Origin of the sequence: Ruegeria sp. HKCCD6604 (assembly GCF_013110635.1) — a bacterium.
Lineage (GTDB): Bacteria > Pseudomonadota > Alphaproteobacteria > Rhodobacterales > Rhodobacteraceae > Ruegeria.
Genome location: NZ_WVQW01000004.1, coordinates 146,380 through 166,471, shown reverse-complemented (window position 1 = coordinate 166,471; position 20,092 = coordinate 146,380). Strand labels below are relative to the sequence as shown.

General features: G+C 55.9%; 17 protein-coding genes and 2 pseudogenes. 6 read left to right on the top strand and 13 right to left on the bottom strand.

From position 1 onward, the window contains the following. Nucleotides 1-101 precede the first annotated feature (101 nt). From GS614_RS12480 to GS614_RS12450, 7 genes and pseudogenes are all read right to left on the bottom strand, one after another. Nucleotides 102-1,607, bottom strand: a pseudogene (locus tag GS614_RS12480) (mannitol dehydrogenase family protein). Next, the gene (locus GS614_RS12475; protein ID WP_171726458.1) at nucleotides 1,607-2,374 is read right to left on the bottom strand and encodes an L-iditol 2-dehydrogenase; all 768 of its coding nucleotides are present in this window, start codon (nucleotides 2,372-2,374) and stop codon (nucleotides 1,607-1,609) included. Before GS614_RS12475 ends, GS614_RS12480 begins: the two are co-directional and overlap by 1 nt. After that, nucleotides 2,371-3,375, bottom strand: a complete 1,005-nt coding sequence (locus GS614_RS12470) for an ABC transporter ATP-binding protein (protein WP_171205154.1) — start codon at nucleotides 3,373-3,375, stop codon at nucleotides 2,371-2,373. Before GS614_RS12470 ends, GS614_RS12475 begins: the two co-directional genes overlap by 4 nt. 12 nt (nucleotides 3,376-3,387) lie before the next feature. Beyond that, nucleotides 3,388-4,218 (bottom strand): carbohydrate ABC transporter permease, encoded by an 831-nt coding sequence (locus GS614_RS12465; RefSeq protein ID WP_152460301.1) that lies wholly within the window; start codon nucleotides 4,216-4,218, stop codon nucleotides 3,388-3,390. 12 nt (nucleotides 4,219-4,230) lie between these two features. Further along, nucleotides 4,231-5,097, bottom strand: coding sequence for a carbohydrate ABC transporter permease (locus GS614_RS12460; protein ID WP_171726457.1), 867 nt, complete (start codon nucleotides 5,095-5,097; stop codon nucleotides 4,231-4,233). A gap of 109 nt (nucleotides 5,098-5,206) precedes the next feature. Then, nucleotides 5,207-6,511 (bottom strand): annotated as a pseudogene (locus tag GS614_RS12455) (sugar ABC transporter substrate-binding protein). A gap of 95 nt (nucleotides 6,512-6,606) precedes the next feature. Next, nucleotides 6,607-7,632, bottom strand: coding sequence for a LacI family DNA-binding transcriptional regulator (locus GS614_RS12450; protein ID WP_171726456.1), 1,026 nt, complete (start codon nucleotides 7,630-7,632; stop codon nucleotides 6,607-6,609). Nucleotides 7,633-7,981: 349 nt separating this feature from the next. Here GS614_RS12450 and GS614_RS12445 point away from each other — a divergent pair, with 349 nt between their 5' ends. Then, entirely contained in the window at nucleotides 7,982-9,202 is a 1,221-nt protein-coding gene (locus GS614_RS12445) for an adenylate/guanylate cyclase domain-containing protein (RefSeq protein ID WP_171726455.1), read from the top strand. A 177-nt stretch (nucleotides 9,203-9,379) separates the two neighbouring features. Here the strand turns inward: GS614_RS12445 and GS614_RS12440 are convergent, their stop codons facing one another. The 3 genes from GS614_RS12440 to GS614_RS12430 are packed head-to-tail and all read right to left on the bottom strand — an operon-like array spanning nucleotide 9,380 to nucleotide 12,012. Further along, entirely contained in the window at nucleotides 9,380-10,291 is a 912-nt protein-coding gene (locus GS614_RS12440) for a PhzF family phenazine biosynthesis protein (protein ID WP_171726454.1), read from the bottom strand. 55 nt (nucleotides 10,292-10,346) lie between these two features. Further along, nucleotides 10,347-11,327, bottom strand: a complete 981-nt coding sequence (locus GS614_RS12435; protein WP_171726453.1) for an alpha/beta fold hydrolase — start codon at nucleotides 11,325-11,327, stop codon at nucleotides 10,347-10,349. 58 nt (nucleotides 11,328-11,385) lie between these two features. Further along, on the bottom strand, nucleotides 11,386-12,012 hold the full coding sequence (locus tag GS614_RS12430; protein ID WP_171726452.1) for a pyridoxamine 5'-phosphate oxidase family protein: 627 nt from the start codon (nucleotides 12,010-12,012) through the stop codon (nucleotides 11,386-11,388). 117 nt (nucleotides 12,013-12,129) lie between these two features. Here GS614_RS12430 and GS614_RS12425 point away from each other — a divergent pair, with 117 nt between their 5' ends. After that, on the top strand, nucleotides 12,130-13,053 hold the full coding sequence (locus tag GS614_RS12425; RefSeq protein ID WP_171726451.1) for a LysR family transcriptional regulator: 924 nt from the start codon (nucleotides 12,130-12,132) through the stop codon (nucleotides 13,051-13,053). A 248-nt stretch (nucleotides 13,054-13,301) separates the two neighbouring features. On the opposite strand, the gene GS614_RS12420 is transcribed toward GS614_RS12425, so the two are convergent. The 3 genes from GS614_RS12420 to GS614_RS12410 all read right to left on the bottom strand — a co-directional run bounded on the left by GS614_RS12420 (nucleotide 13,302) and on the right by GS614_RS12410 (nucleotide 16,443). After that, on the bottom strand, nucleotides 13,302-13,949 hold the full coding sequence (locus tag GS614_RS12420; RefSeq protein ID WP_171726450.1) for a response regulator transcription factor: 648 nt from the start codon (nucleotides 13,947-13,949) through the stop codon (nucleotides 13,302-13,304). Beyond that, entirely contained in the window at nucleotides 13,946-15,088 is a 1,143-nt protein-coding gene (locus GS614_RS12415; protein WP_171726449.1) for a sensor histidine kinase, read from the bottom strand. The genes GS614_RS12420 and GS614_RS12415 overlap by 4 nt, the downstream gene beginning before the upstream one ends. Before the next feature lie 509 nt (nucleotides 15,089-15,597). Further along, entirely contained in the window at nucleotides 15,598-16,443 is an 846-nt protein-coding gene (locus tag GS614_RS12410; RefSeq protein ID WP_171726448.1) for a LysR family transcriptional regulator, read from the bottom strand. An 86-nt stretch (nucleotides 16,444-16,529) separates the two neighbouring features. Here GS614_RS12410 and GS614_RS12405 point away from each other — a divergent pair, with 86 nt between their 5' ends. From GS614_RS12405 to GS614_RS21985, 4 genes are all read left to right on the top strand, one after another. Further along, nucleotides 16,530-16,997 (top strand): cytochrome c, encoded by a 468-nt coding sequence (locus tag GS614_RS12405; RefSeq protein ID WP_171364348.1) that lies wholly within the window; start codon nucleotides 16,530-16,532, stop codon nucleotides 16,995-16,997. 13 nt (nucleotides 16,998-17,010) lie between these two features. Next, nucleotides 17,011-17,919 (top strand): cytochrome c, encoded by a 909-nt coding sequence (locus tag GS614_RS12400; protein ID WP_171726447.1) that lies wholly within the window; start codon nucleotides 17,011-17,013, stop codon nucleotides 17,917-17,919. A 164-nt stretch (nucleotides 17,920-18,083) separates the two neighbouring features. After that, on the top strand, nucleotides 18,084-18,974 hold the full coding sequence (locus GS614_RS12395) for a cation diffusion facilitator family transporter (protein WP_216597848.1): 891 nt from the start codon (nucleotides 18,084-18,086) through the stop codon (nucleotides 18,972-18,974). A gap of 156 nt (nucleotides 18,975-19,130) precedes the next feature. Continuing rightward, the gene (locus GS614_RS21985) at nucleotides 19,131-19,967 is read left to right on the top strand and encodes a hypothetical protein (protein ID WP_216597847.1); all 837 of its coding nucleotides are present in this window, start codon (nucleotides 19,131-19,133) and stop codon (nucleotides 19,965-19,967) included. Nucleotides 19,968-20,092 lie beyond the last annotated feature (125 nt).

The following is a 20,092-nucleotide window of genomic DNA, read 5'->3' as shown; positions in this document are numbered from 1 at the left end:
CACCAAGTTTCAAATGACACTTTCTTTCAACGGCAGAACCGTCGCATAAGTGCAACAGAAACCCGCGATCCCTGGCTGAACCGAGCGCCGAGATTGATTTGCTACGTTGAACCGTTGGCAACATACTCAGCAATGGCGGCCCGGCTGCCACGCTGCCATATCAGGGTCAGCCAGCGGGCAAAGGCGTTGGAAAACTGTGTGCTGATTCCAAAATCACCGCTGTAGAAACCCTGTTCCAGCCAAAGCTCAGGATCAGCTTTGGACGCCTTTGCAGTGCTGTTCAGGCTTTCCCATTGGGGATCATTGGGGGTGATCTCGGAGCCATCCTCACGAATACCCGCGCACATCCGGCACCAGAACGCTTCGGCGAGGGCGAGCCCGTTTGCAGAAGACCCTGATGCAAATGCATCGCGGAGCGACGGTAGCAAAAATCCAGGATGTCTTGCCGATCCGTCGAATGCAACCCTGCGTGTGGTGTCGTGAATCGCCGTGTTTGCAAATCGGCTCTCGATCAACTCAAGGTACTCATTTGCAGTGGTTTCGGGAACCGCTTCGACATGCGGAAGGATTTCTTCGACCTACACTTTTCGAAAAAACGCCACGATGTCCGGGTCCTTCATGCAGTCGGCAATCGTCGGAACACTCAGTACTTCTCCGACATTCGCCAACAGTTGATGACCTCCGTTCAAAATGCGCAACTTCATGGTCTCGTAACCATGGACGTTGTTGGTCAGTATTGCGCCGACGTTTTCGAGGGGCGGACGTCCGGCGCAGAAGGCATCCTCGATGACCCATTGACGAAAGTTCTCATGCGAGACGGGCGCTCTGTCATCGACGCCAAGGGCGCGGCATTGCGATACCAATTGGTCGGTCGTCGCTGGTACGATGCAATCCACCATCGAGTTGGGAAACGCGCCACGCCTGTCGATCCAGTTGGCCAGTTCCGGGTCGGACATGCGCGCCAATCCCACAACACAGTTTCGCAAAATCGTTCCGTTGCCCTGAAGATTGTCGCAGCTGAGCGCCGTGAACGGGTTGAGGCATTCGGCGCGCCGTCGTCTGAGTGCCGCAACCATTGCGCCAAAGGCCGTACGGGGCTGATTGGGGTTTTCTGCGTCATGACGGATATCTGCGTGATCGAAATCGAATGCGCCGCTGTTGGCATCCAGAAAATATCCCCCTTCGGTAACAGTCAGCGAAACGATCCGGGTGGCCGGGTCGGCCATCGCGTGGATGAGGGCAGCGTTGTTTTCTTCGATCGGCAGGTAATCGATCATCGGGCCAATCACCTCGGCGGACATTCCGTTTGGCCCCAACTCGATCAGCGTTGTGAGGCAATCCTGCGCCAGCAATCGTTCTCGCATGACGGCGTCATAGCTTCGCACACCCGCTCCGACGATTGCCCAGTCATGGGCCAACCCCTGCTGCATGAGCCGATGGATATACCAGGCCTGATGCGCGCGATGGAAGTTACCCAATCCTATATGAACGATGCCCGGCGTCAGATCCGTACGTTCATACATCGGAGTCTTCACGGTGGTTGGCAGCTTGGAAAGGCTCTCTTGCCGCAGCCGTGCAGGGGTTTTTGCGTTCGCCACAGGGTCCATCAGCTCATCCAATTTCCGCCGTCGACATTGTAAGTCTGCGCGACGATATACTTGGCCTCGTCAGAGGCCAGAAAAACCGCCATGCCCGTCAGGTCTTCCGCGCGCCCCATGCGGCCATATGGAACAGCTGCCGCCACTTCGCGCTTCTTCTGGCCAAGGGGCTTGCCTTCGTGTTTTGCAAAAAAGGCGTCCACGCCATCCCAGTGTTCGCCATCGACGACACCGGGGGCAATCGCGTTTACATTGATCCCATGAGAAATCAGGTTCAGCCCCGCTGATTGGGTCAGGGATATGATCGCCGCTTTGCTGGCGCAGTAGACAGCGACCAATGGTTCACCCCTTCGCCCGGCCTGCGAGGCCATATTGATAATTCGGCCTTTGGTTCCGTGTTTGATCATATGTTTGGCGACGGCCTGCATCGTAAACAGCGCGCCCGCGACGTTGATGTCAAACACACGATTGTAGTCGGCGCGCTCGATCTCGACGAATGGTGCGGCGCTGAAGATGGCCGCGTTGTTGATCAGAATGTCGATTGGGCCGAATTGCGCCGCGGTTTTGACTATGGCCTGATCGATGCTCTGCTGGTCGGTCACGTCCATTTCGACAGCGAAAGCTGCCGCGCCAATTCCAGCGACCGCGCCCTGCGCGCGCTGGATGTCGGCGACGGCGACCCGCGCGCCCTCTGCCACATAGGCCTTGGCAAATGCCAATCCAATGCCCCGCGCAGCCCCTGTAATCAGGGCGGTTTTGCCCGTCAGACGTTTCATTCGATCCGCAGACCGTCTGCGTCAAGTCTGTGGATCACATCGGCACGTGGGGTCAGATGAATGCGATCCCCATGGCGGAAACCAACCTCGCCATCGGCACGAACAGTGATTGTCTCCGCCAGTCCGGTGTCGTGGACGTGGAAAAACGTGTCCGAACCAAGATGCTCAGAGACGCTGACACGCCCGGACCATTCTCCTTCGGACTCCGACACCGCGATGTGTTCCGGTCGAATGCCGATCGTTCGTGCGCCGTGCTTTGCCGCTTCGGGCCCTTCGATAAAGTTCATCTTTGGCGAGCCAATGAATCCTGCAACAAACAGGTTGCGAGGCGTTCGGTACAGTTCCAGCGGGCTGCCAACCTGTTCGATCACGCCAGCCTGGAGCACAACGATCTTGTCCGCCATCGTCATGGCTTCGACCTGATCGTGGGTGACGTAGATCATCGTTGTCGCGAGGCGTTCATGCAGCTCGCTGATCTCCAACCGCATGCCCACCCGCAACGCTGCGTCGAGGTTTGAAAGCGGTTCATCGAACAGGAACGCGGCCGGTTCACGAACGATTGCCCGACCAATGGCGACGCGCTGGCGTTGACCACCGGACAACTGGCCCGGGCGGCGATCCAGGTAATCGGTCAGGTTCAGGACGCCGGCCGCACCTTCAACCCGCTTGTCGATTTCAGCCTGATCCAGTTTCGCCATGCGCAGCGGAAAGGCGATGTTCTTGCGAACGGTCATATGCGGGTAAAGCGCATAAGACTGGAACACCATTGCCAGCCCCCGTTTGGCGGGCGGCACGTCTGTTGCGTCTGCTCCATCGATTTCTATGTGGCCACTGGTGATGTCTTCCAGCCCTGCGATCAGGCGCAGCAGCGTGGATTTTCCGCAGCCCGAAGGGCCGACGAAAACGGTGAACTCGCCATCTTCAATGGTCAGGTCCAGCGGAGGGATGACCTGAACGTCGCCGAAGCTTTTGGTCACGGACTTGAGTTGTATGCGTCCCATGAGGAATGCTCCTTATTTCACAGCGCCGAAGGTCAGGCCGCGGACAAGTTGTTTCTGGCTGAACCAGCCAAGGATCAGGATGGGTGCAATTGCCATGGTCGAGGCCGCGCTGAGCTTGGCAAAGAACAGGCCCTCGGGGCTGGAATAGCTGGCGATGAAGGCCGTGAGCGGTGCCGCGTCAACAGCGGTCAGATTGAGGGTCCAGAATGCCTCGTTCCACGCCAGGATGAAGTTCAGCAGCACAGTCGAAGCAATCCCAGGGATGGCCATTGGGGTCAGGACATAGAGGATTTCCTCTTTCAGCGTCGCCCCATCCATCCGCGCGGCTTCCAGAATTTCACCCGGAATTTCGCGGAAATAAGTGTAAAGCATCCAGACGATGATCGGCAGGTTGATCAGCATCAGCACCACGACCAACCCTCCGCGCGTATCCAGAAGGCCCAGTTGGATGAACAGCAAGTAGATCGGGTACAGCACACCTACGGCCGGCAACATCTTGGTGGACAGCATCCACAACAGGATGTCCTTGGTTCGTTTGGACGGAACAAACGCCATCGCCCAGGCGGCGGGCACGGCGATGATCACGCCCAGCATGGTCGATCCACCGGCGATGATCACCGAATTCCACAAGAACCGCATATAGTCCGAGCGTTCCTGCACGATGGCGTAGTTTTCCAGCGTCCAGTCAAAGTTCAAAAACAGGGGCGGGCTGGCAATGGCCTGCGCTTCGGTTTTGAAGCTGGTCAGGATCGTCCAGAGGATCGGGAAGAAAATCAGCAGTCCAACAGCCCAGGCAAGGGCGGTGTTCAGCGATTTGCGTCGAGATGTGACAGCGCGGGCCATGAGTTTTCCTCCTCACGCGTCCAGGTTTTTGCCGACGATGCGCATCAGGAAGATCGCAACGATATTGGCAAGGATGATGGCGTAGACACCTCCTGCTGATCCGAGGCCGACATTCTGGCTTTCCAGCACACGCTGGAAGATCAGGTAGGTGAGTGTACGGGTGCCGAAAGCGCCGCCGGTGGTCACGAAGATCTCGGCGAAAATCGACAAAAGAAAGATTGTTTGGATCAGGATCACAATGGTGATCGCACGGCCAAGATGCGGCAGAAGGATGTGATAAAAGCGCTTCAACGGCGGTGAACCATCCATCTCGGCGGCTTCCAGTTGCTCGCTGTCCAGCGACTGAATGGCGGTCAACAGGATTAGCGTTGCAAAGGGCAGCCATTGCCACGAAACGATCATGATGATCGAGGTCATCGACGCCTCGGACAACCACGAGATCGGCTCGGCCCCGAAAAAACGCCACAGATGGGCCAGCAATCCATTGACCGGGTCCATAAACATGTTCTTCCACACCAGCGCAGACACAGTGTGCATGACGAAGAACGGCGCGATGACAAGGATTCGGACAATGCCTTGCCCCCACATCGGCTGATCCAGCAGCATGGCAAGCAGAATTCCGAGAATGACGATTATGATAAGAACACCGCCAACAATGACCAGTGTTGCCTGCACCGCGGGCCAGAATGTACTGGACGAGACAAAGCGGACGTAGTTGTCGAACCCGACCCAGCCCAGATCACCCCCGCGCAGAGGCAGATATTTCTTGAAAGAAAAGTACAGCGTCATCGTCAATGGCACGAGCATCCAGCCAAGCAGCAGGACCACTGCGGGTGCCATCATCAGGCGAGCAACGGATCGGGAGTGTTGAGTAGCCATTACGCAAACCCTCTCTGTTCAGGCGCAACTCAGCCTGCGAGAAAAACGCGAGTTGTGGAAGTGGAGAGAGCAGGGGACAGATCACCTGTCCCCTACTGGGAGGGATGCCTCAGTACCCTGCGGCTTCCATTTCTTCAGCCGTAAAGGCCTGCGCCTTTTCAAGCGCTTCATCTACAGTCTGCTGTCCGGCATAAACCGCCGAGAATTCCTGACTGACCTGTGTGGCAATGCCCGCGAATTCCGGAATCGCAACGAACTGGATGCCAGTATAGGGTGTTGGCTTGGCACAGCAGTTCTGCGGGTTGGCCAACAGGATCGACTCGAGCGTCATCTTGGCGAACGGAATGTCCTTGTAGTTCGCGTTCTCATAAAGCGAGGTACGCGCGCCCGGAGGGACATTGGCCCAACCTTCGTTTTCCGCCACCAATTCGATGTAGTCCTTCGAAGTAGCCCATTCGATGAACTGCTTGGCTGCATCCTCTTTCTGGGTTCCCGCCGGAATGGCCAGTGCCCAGGCCCACAGCCAGTTGGCGCGCTTGTCGACGCCTTCCGAATTTGGTGCCAGAGCAAACCCGACCTTGTCCGCGACAGTTGAATCATCCGGATTTGTCACGAAGGACGCCGCAACAGTGGCGTCGATCCACATTCCGCACTTGCCCTGTTGGAACAGCGACAGGTTTTCGTTGAAGCCGTTGGTCGCGTAACCGGCAGGGCCGGATTCATTCATCATGTCGACAAAAAAGGTCAGCGCCTCTTTCCATTCGGGCTGATCAAACTGAGGTTTCCAGTCTTCATCAAACCATCGCGCACCAAAGGAATTCGCAGTCACGGTGATAAAGGCACCGCCTTCACCCCAACCCGCCTTGCCACGCAGGCAGATGCCGTTGATGTCGTTGTCACGGTCCGTCATCGCAGCCGCCGCCTCGCGGATAAACTGCCATGTCGGCGCCTCAGGCATCTCCATCCCGGCCTTTTCCATCAGGTCGGTGCGATACATGATCATCTAGCTTTCGCCATAGAACGGTGCCGCATACAGCGTGCCCTCATGGCTCAGGCCACCCGCCATCGCAGGAAGCAGATCGCCGACATCATATTCCTCTGACAGTCCATCCAAAGGAACCAACCAGCCATTCGCGCCCCAGATCGGCGTTTCGTACATACCGATGGTCATGATATCGAACTGACCGCCCTTGGTGGTGATGTCGGTGGTAACACGCTGACGCAAGACGTTCTCCTCCAGCGTCACCCATTCCACGTCGATACCAGTCGCCTCGGTAAAGTTGTCGGTATAGCCCTGCATCCGAATCATGTCGCCATTATTGACGGTTGCGATCGTGATCGTTTCTGCATGGGCCGCGGCCGTTGCGACAAAGGTTAACGCCGTCGCCGCACGAAGTGCGTTCTTCAAATACATCCTTGTCCTCCCTGAGCTTGGATGCTGTACACAGAAAGTAGTGTGTAAATTGTCGCGACGTCAATAAAAACTTTACGCGCGTTAAAATTTGTAGGTTACGCGGAATCCGTCAAAACCAGTCTTGCGGGAAACAACGTTTCTGACCGCGTCTTGAATTTCCCTCCACTTTCAATGAGTTGAAACAGGGTTTCGACGCTGCGACCGGAAACATTGTCATAGTCATGAGCCGCCGTTGTCAGGGATGGGCAAGTGAACTGCGCGAAGGGATGGTCATCATTTGAGGCCACGCGCAGCGCGCAACTGTCATCACGACCGACGCGAATCCCCTGTTTGTAGCAAGCTGCAAGAAAGCCAATCGCCAGTCGATCATTGCTGCACAGAACCGAGTCGGTTCGCAAACCGCGCTCTTCCAGAACTTTCAGCGCCCCTCTTTGGCCGATTTCTTCAAACGCCCAGCCTTTGCCTTCAACTTTGATAATATGCGGCTCGAGTCCGAGACGTTCCATCACTTTGATATAGGCTTTCCTTCGCTTGTTGGCGTTTGGGTTCGCAGGTGTGCGCATTTCAAAGAACGAAGGCGGTTCACCAGTGCGGGTCATGTATTCGACGGTTTGTGAAACAAAGCTGAAGTTATCAGAACCAACGAATGCAGCCCCCAAACCATCGAGATTACTGTCAAACAAGATCGTCGGAACATTGGCACAGAATTTCTCTATTGCTGATCTGTCCGAAACGCGTCCGAGAGGCGCCAAAAGTACCCCTGCCGGCTTCATGGATTGCAGACCGTCCAGAATTTCGTTTTCCAGCTTTTGTTCACCATGAGAGCTGAACAGGAACGGACGGTATCCAGCCGCGATACAGCTTTGTTCCAGATAGCGTGCGATTTCAGCAAAGAACGGATCGGCCAGATACGGTACGACGATACCGATATTCTTGGTAAGCTTCCGGTTCTGGTTCACCGCGTAAATGTTGGGGCGATAGTCGAACCGTTCCAGCGCCTCTTCGATTCGGGCCCGCGTCGTGGGGCGAACGCTGTCGGGATCGTGAAAGTATTTGGATACCGTGGGGCGCGAGATGCCGCTGAGCGCTGCAAACTCTTCCATATTCTTTATCTTGGTCATGCCAGTCTGCCTGCTGGTTTTGTTCGTCGTGAACTTATCATAGATTTACATATTCTTTGCGCGCGCTAATAAATCAATAGCCAGAGCGGCCTCGTGCAACCAGCGCGCGACAAGGCGTTCAAAGGGATTTCGAGAGTGACGCCGGCCTTTTTGCAAGATTCATTCAAATTGATGACAAGGCTGGCAAAACGTATCCAGGAAGGTCTGCGTGTGGCTTGGCCGGCGCTTACGGCCGATAACTGTGGACCGAACAGCAGGCTTGGACGGGGTAAGAAAAAGGTTAGAATAATATGATCGAACACTGAACCCAAATTCTTGACGATCTTATCTAAGCGATTGGTTTTAAACTATGGATGCTATTGCCCAACTGACCAATTGGATGATTGCCGAGGGGCGTCGTTCGGATGACCCGGAAAAAGTGGTGTCATATTTCTGTTCGTCTCTGATCGAGGCGGGTGTGCCGCTCTGGCGGGTCAATATTGGTCAGCGTTTCGCCAATCCGCTGCTCATCGCATGGGGGATCGTTTGGACACCGGATGGCACCGAAAGCTATGACGTAACACATGAGACCATGCTGACGGATGGGTATGTCGGCAGCTCATTCGAATACATTCTAGAACACCGGAAGCCACTTCACAAAAGTCTACGGCAATTGGATCCCAAGACCGAGCACTCATCATATCTTGATTTCGCCGAGCTGGGTGGCACCGATTACTATGCTACGCTGCTATATTACGGAGACGGATCGCTGCACGGCTGCACTTTTGTCACCCGGTCGCCAGAAGGCTTCTCGCCCCGGCATCTGAAAATGATTGAGGATGCATTGCCCGCTTTGTCCTCTGCTCTGGAACCGGTCACGATGCGCAAGTCGTCCAAAGGTCTTCTGAGAACCTATCTTGGCGATGGGCCTTCTGATGCTGTGTGGAACGGGAGGATCAAGCGAGGGGAACGCACGACCCTTGACGCAGTTGTCATGTTCTCTGACCTGCGCGGTTTCACCGCTCTTTCGGACAGGGCATCCGAAGAGGACGTTTTCGACATGTTGAGTGGATATTTTGATCTGGTCGTGCAGTCTGTCGAAGAGAATGGCGGCGACATTCTCAAGTTTATGGGAGACGGCATTCTGTCGATATTCACCGTCGCGACACAGCAAGATTTGAACGACCAATGCAAAAGGGCAGCACGGGCCGCTCAAAGCGTATTGACCGATTTGGCCGCACTCAACCATCGCCGCGAAGAGGCTCGGAAGCCGCCTTTGGATATAGGCATCGGGATCAATGTCGGACAGGTCAGCTATGGCAATATCGGCAGTCCCGGCAGGCTGGATTTCACTGTTCTGGGTAGGGCAGTCAACCTCGCAAGCCGTATTGAGGTATTGACGAAATCCCTGGGCCAAAGAGTTCTGGCGACGTCAGCCGTTGCCGCTGCTTCGCCTGACCTGTTCTCTGCTTGTGGGTTTCACGAAGTTCGAGGGCTTGCCGGATCCATCGAGCTGTATTCTCTCGTCGAAAAGGAGCATCAAGGCAGTCCCATGCCGGATCGCCACATTGATCCGGACAACATGGATTGAGAATCGCAAGCTTCTACATTGTCCTCAATGGCCGGTTTCGATTTGGGCTGCGGGCGACCGGGCCTCGCACTGCGCTGACTAAGGTCCCGTCGCTGGACCTTTCGACGAGACGTATTCGCGCTCAAGGACCTGCGCGCATCCAAAGCTGGTGCTGCGGACACACCTGGCCTTTTCGCGTCACAAAGCAATCCGGGCCGAGGTCATGGCTTTTCCGTAACCACCCGCCATGAGGCCCGTGATCGCGCCATTCTCGATGTCCAGATCGACCTTTATCAAGCTCGGGCTTGCCGGGTTCATAAACACCCCTTGTTCGATTTCAAATGATCGCTGAGACGTGCCGCAAAAATCATGCAACACGCATGCAAGTGGCCCGGCTGCCATCCCCATGGCGGCTTCTTCATCTATCGCGTATCTGGGTGCGAACATACGGGTTGTGGCGTCCCGACTGGTGATTGAAGGGGCTTTCGTGAATACATAATAGCCAATCAGATCCAGTTGCTCGCTGATTTGCTTGATTTTGGCCAAATCTGGTCTGATTTTGGCAAGGCCCGCCGCATCCGAAAGACCGACGAGGATGAAGCTGTTGCCGGTGTTGACCAAAACCGGAGCAAACCTCTGATCCAGGTCAGTTTTGTCGACCCCGAGAGAGCTCAGCACATCGTCGAGTTTCACGCCCTTTTCGATCCATTCCTGAGCACCCGAGTAGCGTGGGGCCAATTGTTCCATATTGGCGGCGCCGTCTTTCGTGAGTATGCGCCTGGGGCCATCAACAGTTTCCTTTGACGTATCGGGCTTGGGGATCCGGCCAAGCGCATCAAGGTGAGAGAAGGCGGCGATTGTTGCATGACCGCAATGAGCGATGCGCCGGTTCGGTGTGAAGAAATCCAGCTTGAAGCCTTCCGTCTTGGACCGCGAGACAAACGCCGTCTCGGACAATCCAATTCTTGCCGCCACGGTTTGCATATCTTGCGCGCTCAGATCATCAGCGTCCAGAACGACGCCTGCGGGATTTCCTCCGGTGCCACCGTCGACAAACCCGTGCACGATTTCAACCGTGAATTCCTTGGCAGTGTTTGCTTGCGTGTTCATTGATCGTCTCCAAACATGAGGCCGCGCCCTTGATCGAGGCGCGGCCAGTTGCGCATCAGTTGCCGGCGGCGCTGATGCGGTTCAGGAATGCAGTCATCTGTTCCGCAATTTCAGGCCCATATTCTTCCAGCGCGAAGTGTCCGGTATCAAGCAGATGAAACTCAAGATCCTTCAGGTCGCGTTGATAGGGCAGGGCGCCTTCGGCCGGAAAGATGTGATCATTCTTACCCCACATCAGCAGCGCAGGTGGTTGATGCTCACGAAACAACGCCTGCCATTTCGGGTACTCGGCGACGTTGGTGCCGTAGTCCAGGAAAAGTTCAAGTTGCACCTCCTGATTACCTTCGCGATCAAGCAGGTATTGGACGTGCCAATAGTTGTCCGGGCTGATCAGTTCCGGCCTTTGTACACCATGGGTGAACTGCCACTTGGTCGCATCCAGAGTAAGAAACCCACGAAGCTGGTCGCCATTCTCTTTCAAGGGGTCGGCCCAATAGGCTTTGATCGGGTCCCAGAATTCGCGCAGCCCTTCCTCATACGCATTGCCGTTCTGAATGACGAAGCCGGTGACCCGTTCGGGCTGTTCGGCAAACATCCGGAATCCAACCGGGGCACCGTAATCCATCAGATAGACCGCGTATTGATCGACACCTTTCCGATCCAGCAGGGAGGTCATGATTTCGGCGATATTCGCAAAGGAATACTCGAAGTCTTCGGCTTGCGGCATATCCGACGCCCCAAATCCGGGAAAATCGGGCGCGATCACGTGATAGTTCTTGGCCAGTTCAGGGATAAGGTTGCGGAACATATGTGACGAGGTCGGAAACCCATGAAGCAACAGAACGGTTGGCCTGCTCGGGTCTCCGGCCTCACGATAGGCGATATTGACCTCGCCGATTTTTTCTGCGCGGAAATTGACCGCTTGGGTGGCTTCAATGCCGGTCTCACTTGCGATTGCAGGGGCCGGAGTTAATGGCACCGCGATGGTAAGCGCGAGAAGACTGGCGCTGAGGATGGATTTCAAATTGCGCGACATGGGTATTTCCTTTCTTGGGGTTTTGGGGCGCGTCTGAACGCGCGGGGTTCAGCATCGGTCAGCGTTTATGGCCGGGCTTTTCGTTGCGCTCTGCGTTTTGAGCTTTCAGTTCCGCCAGTTCATCGCGAAGCGGCGCCATGTGCTCTTCAAACTCTTCCAGGGTCAGGCGTTGGGGGATGTGCTGCGGGCAGTTCCAGTCCATCGCTTCAAGCTTGATCACAATGGCCCGCTCTGGCTGGCCCCTGTAATTCGGGTCATGCAAACGTTGCATCAGGGCCGGATCATCCGCGCCATCAACAAGTTTCGCCCGGCCCCAGATCTTGAGGCGTCTCCGGTTGGGATAGTCCATCAGGATCAATGAAATGCGATCGTTGTTCAGCAGGTTACCTGCGCTCAGATATTGCCGGTTGCCGCGAAAATCCGCGTAGGCAAGCGTCCGTTCATCCAGCACTTTCAGAAAGCCTGCCGGTCCGCCGCAGAATTGAACATAAGGCCAGCCGGTTTCAGAGACGGTCGCCTGATAGAAGCCGTCCCTTTGTGCGATGAAGCTGGCTTCGACCGGGCTGATGAGGTCTTCCTGAACGGCGCCGGCTAGAAACTTTGCATAGCCTTCAGCCGATCCGTTCTTGGCCTGTGTTGCACGTACGGAAGGCGTAAAAATGATTTCTGCAAATGGGCGTGTCATTGAATTCTCCGTCTCAACCGGGCAGAGCCCTGGGGTTGAGGTGAAGCTAGTCAAAGCTTGGGTGTTGCAGAATATCCCTATTTGGCAATATATTATTCCAAAATATGGAATAGTTGTTTGGATAGATTTCACGCACTGAGCGTTTTTGTGAAGGTGGCCGAGCTGAATGGCTTTGCTGCCGCAGCGCGCCACCTCAATATGTCGCCACCAACGGTAACCCGACTGGTCTCCATGCTGGAGGACAGCCTGGGGCTTCGTCTTTTTGTGCGCACCACGCGATCAGTCATGCTGACGGACAGCGGGCGAAGGTTTTTTGAAGATGCCAGACGCATTTTGATGGATCTCGAGGAGGCAGAGCGTGCCGCCGTCGGATCCTATGCCGAACCGACCGGGGAACTCAGCGTGACCGCATCGGTGTTGTTCGGCCGTATGTTCGTCACTCCGATTCTGGGTGGATTTCTGGAACTGTATCCAAAGATCTCTGCGCGCACTCTCTATGTGGACCGCGTGGTCAATCTGGTGGATGAGGGCCTCGACGTCGGCATCAGGATTGGAAATCTTGCAGACTCAAGCCTGATGGCCTTGAGATGCGGTGCGGTGAGGCAGGTCGTGTTTGCCGCTCCGGCATATCTTGATGCGCGCGGCGAACCAGACACACCCGACGACCTGGCCAATCACGCGATCATAAACTCAACCGCCCTGCACGCCTCGGCCCAATGGCATTTTCAAAAAAGCGAAATGGTTATGACAAAGCGCGTAAACCCGCGCATCAGCATGAACACCAATGACGCGGTGATCGAGCTGGCCCTGCAAGGGCATGGCATCGGGCGGCTTTTATCCTATCAGGTTGCACCCTACGTTGCGGACGGGCGGCTCAGGACCGTTCTGAATTCGTATGAGCCACCCGAGGTCCCCATCCATCTTGTGCATCAAGAGGGCCGCACCGTGTCTGCAAAAGTGCGCGCTTTTGTCGATTTTGCGGCCAAGCGTCTCATATCCGACCCCTATTTGGATGGATTCCAACACAGGCCTGTGAGTTAGGCCAAAAGATCCGCCGAACCACGCCATCCGGTCGCGACCAGGGTCGCCAGGGTCCTGACCGACAGATCACTCTGGGCATGCCCTTTGAGGTGATACAGCGCGAGGCCTGCCCATATGCGAACATGTGCAACCAAGCTTGCCACCAACTGGATCTGCCGGCACAAAACTGAAATCTCAGGTTCCGGGTGCACACGCTTTTCGAAGCGATAGGGCCAGCATTGAGCATGCAATCACGTTTGACCCATGGTTTAGTCGGTCTTGCCCCAAGCATCGTGCGCGATCAGCGCTGCTTCGACCCGGTTTCGGGCGTGGAGCTTGGACAGGATTGCCGTCATGTAGTGCTTTACGGTTTTTTCCTGAAGATCCAGTTGATCTGCGATCTCCCGATTGCTCATCCCCTTCGCCACACGTCGAAGTATTTCTTCCTCGCGATGCGTGAGATCATCCAGAACATCACTTTCTTTGGAAGCTTCCGCCTCTCTGTTGATCTGAAGCAGCACGCGCGAGGCCAGCCCGGGCGACACGAAACCTTCACCTGCGGCGATGCTGCGCAGTGAGGCCGTCAGTTCGCTGGCTGTCACACCTTTGACGATGTAGCCGATTGCCCCTGCTTCCAAAGCATCCGCAACGTCACTGTTGTTTTCCGAGACCGTCAATATCGCGATGAATGGCGGATTTGCCATGGCCGCGATTTTTCGCGTCGCATTTATGCCGCCTCCGGGCATCGAAAGATCGAGGATGGCGATGTCAGGTTGATGAATGCCGACAAGTGAAATTGCCTCATCCGCGCTCGAGCCGGCAGCGAGAACTTCGAACCCATCGGCTTCGTCCAATGTCCGGTGCAATCCGTCCCTGAAAATCGGGTGATCATCCGCTATTACGACAGATGTTGTCATGACGTACTCATCTTTCTGGGAAATAGTGTCATTGTGACAGAGGTGCCTTTGCCAGGGCTTGACCTGACTTCGAACCTGCCGCCGATACTCTCAACCCGATCTCGCAAGCCCAAAAGCCCCTGGCCTCCATCGTCACGCAGTACTTTTCCGTCCGAGGGGTCAAATCCGGCCCCGTCATCGTTGACATGAATGACGACCCGATCGTCATGCGCCTTGCAAATGACGGTGCATCGAGAATTCGGAGCATACCTGGCGGCATTGGAAAGCGTTTCCTGAAGGAACCGAAAAACACACAACTTGTCGGAGACGGACAACTCGATCGTCTGACTTCCCTGAAGTGAAACATCCGGCCGCAACGGGCTGTGTTCCGAGTGATCTTCTATCGCTCTTTTCACCACATCAATCAGTGGCAGATTGTCGATGTCCGGAGCGGACAACCCTCGCGACAAGGCACGAATTTCGGCCAAGGACTTCTGCAAAGACTGTTGAATCTCCTCGGCCTCCGCAGGCTTTTCAGGCCTGTCCGAGAATGCCGCCTCCAACCTGAGAGCCGCGAGGGACAGATATTGAGCGGGACCGTCATGAAGCTCGGAACCAAGTTTCTTCAGAAACCGGTCTGTTTGCGTGGCATATCGTTCCGACGCTTCGACCACGCGCGACCGCAGCCTGGCGTTCTGCTCTGCCATCTGCTCACTCTCCTTCAGACGCCGCTCCAACAGGCGCCCCTGACGTCGAATGGTGTTGTCACCGATTGCCACGATGGAAAACAGCACGATTGTACTTGCCGCAAACGCTGACCCGACGACCAGCCAGCTTGTCCGGCGGGCTCTGGCCATATCAACTTCCAGCTGTTCAGCTTTCTCGTAAAACTCTGCAACTGCAATGATATCTCCTGACCAGAGTTCTCGGATCGGGCTGTACACTTCAAGTAGCGGGATCCCAAGTGCTGCTTCTGCGGCGCTTTCGGCATGGTCGAGATCTTCGAACGAACCCGAAATCTCTCCGCTCCAGGCTCGGCTCAGATCGTCAGTCGGATCGAAACGGCTTCCAATGATGGTCGGATCCGACGCGTGCGCGATCACGCCGCCTTGCTTCCAAAACTTGAAGGACACAATGCGGTCACGCAGTGGCTGGGTCATGAAAATTTCGTCCAGTGCCCGCCTTGCTTGATCGGAAAGACGATCCCCGTATGCAAGTTCCTGACTGAGAGGGGATACGATGCTCTCCATATACAGCGCCGCGGAGTTGGCGGAGTTTTGGACAACTGCATTCTCGATCCGATTTGACACCCACACGCCAACTATCGCGGTGGCCGTTCCCATCACGACAATGCAGGCCGCAAGAAAAACTCGCGACAATGACCAATTGCGAACTGACAGATCGGAAGTCTCGGGTCTCATTTCACGTTCAACTATGAACGACAATCCCTGTCCGCGCCACCGACCTTGGTCTGAACTCATCAGCGTTCGGTTTCAGAATTTGGATCATGTCGACCCCTTGATCGCGCAATCGCGCAGGCGGCGGACAGAAGGCACGCGTGGCCTTGCAGGAGGTACACGGAGTTCGCTCAAAACTCCGTCCAGACGACCAGCGCATCGGCCCAAAGCCGTCCTCGGAGGAGCCACACCTACGGGCGAGTATTTTTTTGTCACCCCGGCAGAGCAATGGACAGGCGTTCAACCAAAGCTCTTTGCACAATGGCAAATCTGGGAGTGCGCGCTATCTCGTCCAGTGTCGCCACCCACAGCGGAACGTCTATTCCGGGATCAATTTCTGACGACCGATGAAGCCGAGGATCCGCATTCCCAATAAACGAGGGCAGAAACGCTTTGCCCACCCCGGATGCCGCCATCTGCTGAAGCACCAAAAAGCTGTCTGCCCCGTTGGTCATCTCATCGGCGCTGACATGTTCGGCCAACCATTTGGCGGGAAGCGAGCGGCTCAACGCCCCATCAAGCCTCATCCATTTTCGGTTTGGGGAACCGTCGTCAAAAACGCCGAATGACAGGGTTCCTGCACGTTCGCTGACAAGCCCTTCCTCAAGTTTGATCGAGGGTCGCACGGCGATGTCCGCGGTCAACCTCGACAGATCATGATGGCTGTTGCCACTTAACAAAGTCAGTTCCAAGCCGGGGTAAAGCCGCGATATCTCAGTCAATATTTGGGGCAGTACAAGCTGACAAAGGCTGTCCGTGGACGCAATGCGGACCTGACCCGCAGGGGACCGGTTGGCACCCACAATTGCCCGCTCTACGGAAAGTACCGCCTCTTCAACGCTTTCCATCGCCGAAAGAATTGCACTGGCCTCGGGCAGGGCGGTGTACCCTGACGGGTGTTTTTGAAAGATCACGCATCCAAAACGTTCTTCAAGCGCGGCGACTCTGCGCAGCACCGTTGCATGAGTGACACCCAGCGCCCCGGCAGCCGCATTCAGTGATCCGTGTTTCCTTACGGCCAGCGCGTATCGAAGATCATCCCAGTTTTGGTTGTGCATAAAATAACAAGGAACGACGAATAACAAACAATTACAAGAAAAATTGTTCAGGCTAGTATTCGACGCATTGAACAGGGAGACGCACAATGATCAAGAAAATCCCGGCCGTTGCGGCAGGTTTGTTGTCGGCAGCCATCATTGGATCAGCCATCGCCCATGAAAGCGAAAATCCTGCGGTGAAGGCTCGGACCTCAATCATGCAGCTCTATTCCTTCAATCTTGGCACATTGGGCGGCATGGCCAAGGGAGAGGTTGAATATGATGCCGAGGCAGCAACACGGGCCGCAAATAACCTGGTTGTTCTGACGCAGATCGATCAATCTGCGATGTGGCCTGCCGGATCCGACAATGCGTCCGACCCGTCCACCCGAGCCTTGCCAGCCATCTGGGAGAACTTCCCGGATGTAAGTGCAAAAGGTCAGGCCATGGCTGAAGCCGCGGTTGCGATGCAGGCGGCGGCAGGCCAGGATGTCGATGCCCTGAAAGCGGCGATGGGTGATCTGGGCGGATCGTGCTCGGCATGTCACAAAGCTTACAGGGCGCCGAAAGACTAAAGGAGCGCTGGCCATGCGGCGTTTGTTCATTTTCGCCGCAGGTATCGCTGTACTGGTCGGGCTGGTCGGTTTGGTGCTGACTCGTCCGAAAACAGTTGACCAGACACAACTGAACGGGGTTGTTCCGGATCTCAGTCGAGGTGAGACAGTGTTTTACGCGGCTGGATGCGCGTCCTGTCATTCTGCTCCGAACGCAACGGATGAGGAAAAGCTGGTGCTCGCTGGCGGCCGTCGGTTTGCGTCGGATTTCGGCACGTTCATAGCCCCGAACATATCCAGTGATCCGGTTACCGGCATCGGATCGTGGTCCGCATTGGATCTGGCCAATGCTCTGCTTCACGGGACCGGGCCCGAAGGACAGCATTATTTCCCCGCATTTCCCTATACATCCTACGCCAACATGTCAGCCGAGGACGTTGTTTCGCTGCATGCCTTCCTCGGCACTCTGCCGGCGGTTCCAACCGAAAGCGCAGCGCACGAGGTTGGCTTTCCCTTCAATATTCGACGCGGGCTGGGCGGGTGGAAGCTGTTGTATCTGAAACCGGGCTGGGTTGTGCAAGGCGATCTGACTGACCAGCAAATTCAAGGCCGATACCTGGTAGAGGTGTTGGGACATTGCGCAGAATGTCACACGCCGCGTAACGGGTTAGGAGGCCTGAAACACGATCTCTGGCTGACAGGTGCACCAAACCCCAGCGGAAAGGGACGCATCCCCGGGCTGACTTCTGCCCAACTGGATTGGTCCGAGGCTGATATTGCCGAATATCTGAAATCCGGCTTCACGCCGGACTATGACAGCGCGGGTGGTGAGATGGTGGAAGTCATCGAAAACACATCCCGCCTTACGGATGACGACCGTCTGGCGATTGCGGCCTATCTCAAGGCCGTGCCCGCGTCACCGACAGGCTCGCCGTCAGAGTAACCCTTTTTGGCGCCATGCGGCCGATGCCAGATGTCCTTGCCAGCCGTCAGCACGAAGCCGCAAGGCCTATTCCCTTTTCGCCAAACTCCTGTTTTACGTTCTGGGCACCGGAACGCAGCACACGCCCGCGTTTCTGTTTAGGATTGATTGAGGGTCGTGGCCAAATGACACAAAAAATCGCTCTTTGGTCCATTCCGATATCCCTGGCGGTACTGGCCCTGAAGCTGCTGGCCTGGTGGCTGACAGGTTCGGTGGCGTTGTTGTCGGACGCGATGGAATCCACCGTCAATGTCGCGGCGGCCCTGCTGGCTTATTTCGCGGTTCGGGTTGCAAACAAGCCCCCTGATGAAAACCACCCCTTTGGTCACAAGAAAGCTGAGTATCTTTCCGCTGTTGTCGAAGGCGCATTGATTGTGTTGGCGGCGTTCTTGATCATCAGAGAGGCCGTGCTGGCACTTCCCAATCCGCATCTTGAGGATGCGCCTTTTCTTGGAATCGCCGTCAATGTCATTGCAACGGGCGTGAATGGCGCATGGGCCTACTTATTGCTCAGAATCGGCAGGCGCGAGGGTTCACCTGCATTGGAGGCAAGCTCGCGGCATATTTTTACAGATGTCATGACGTCAGCGGGTGTCATCGCGGGACTCATGCTTGCACTTGTCACCGGCTGGCTGATCCTTGACCCGATCCTTGCAATTCTGGTCGCGCTGAACATCCTGTGGGAAGGATGGAAAGTCATTCGAGCGTCCGTTGACGGCCTGATGGATGTGAGCCTTTCCGACCATGACCTGCAAGTTGTTTCCGACACCATTGAAAACAATCTTGGCGCTGCGCTGGAGTATCACGACCTCAAGGGACGCAGATCCGCAAATATCATCTTCGTCGAGTTTCACCTCGTTGTGGACGGCGCGATGTCGGTCAGCGCGGCGCATGACATCTGCAACGAAGTCGAACACGCATTGGAACGCATTTATCCTGGTTCTGTCTTTGTCATTCATCTCGAACCCGATGATGAGTTGAAGGGCAACGGAGCAAAACCGAGCCAAATCTCCTAAACCACGCGGTGCAATCGATTACGACGGAAGTCGTGGTTTTGGCCGGGACGTTCGGCCTGCAATTCGTCAGACCTAAGCCCGATGTCGGGAAGCAACGCCCCGGGTAATCTGTCACCGACACCATGAGATGGGTCGAACAGAACTGGAGGCGAAAAAATGAAACTTCAAGGAAAACTGGGCCAGCTTCTCAGCACCGCAGCACTGGCTTCGTTGATTGCCGCGACGCCTTACGCGCCGAAGTTTGACGCGGAAGGGCGCTTGCACCTTGAACCAGCCTATGCCTTTGCCAAAAGCGGCAGCGGAAAAGACGGGGATGGCGGCGATGATGATCGGGGGGATGATCGTGGCGGCGAACGGGACGACAACTCGGGGTCGGGCAACAGTGGTCGCGGGGGTGATCGCGACGACGACAGGGACGATGACCGCGACGACGACAGGGACGATGATCGCGACGACAATTCCGGATCCGGCAAAGGTGGTCGCGACGATGATGACGATGATGACGACGACGATGATGATGACTCGAAGCGGTCGAACCGAGGCAGCGGCAAAAAGGATCAATCCCGGTCAGGAGGCGGGTCATCGCGCACTGCCGGCGTAACCAAGGTTGAGACGAACGCCAACGGCATCGAAGTGCGTTATGCCGATGGAACCAAAGAAGAAATCGAAAACGGTCGGTATGAAAGAAAGAATGCTCAGAACCGCACTGTGGAAGAACGGCTGGCGACAGGCGCCGATGTCTCAAGGCTCCGGTCATTGGCAGATGGTATCTCCATCGACAACGTGCGCGCGTCCGGCCAAGGAGGTTCTGCGGGAAGCCGCCCGACGAAGGTTGAACGTCAGGGCAACAATATCGAAGTGAACTATGCCAATGGCTGGAAAGAAGAGATCGAGTTTGGCCGTTACGAATTGAAGGACCCGTTCAACCGGACCGTTGTCGAGAGAAATGCAACCGCCGCTGACCGCCGGAGATTGCAGGCGGCAGCCAACTAGGCAACAATAACAGGTCGAAAGACAAAAGGCGGCTCCTCATCGTCAGAGGCCGCCTTTTCCTATCGTCATTGCCGCCGGTTATTGGCGTACTGCATTGCGATCAAGGGCTTCTTGCCCAAAGTGCT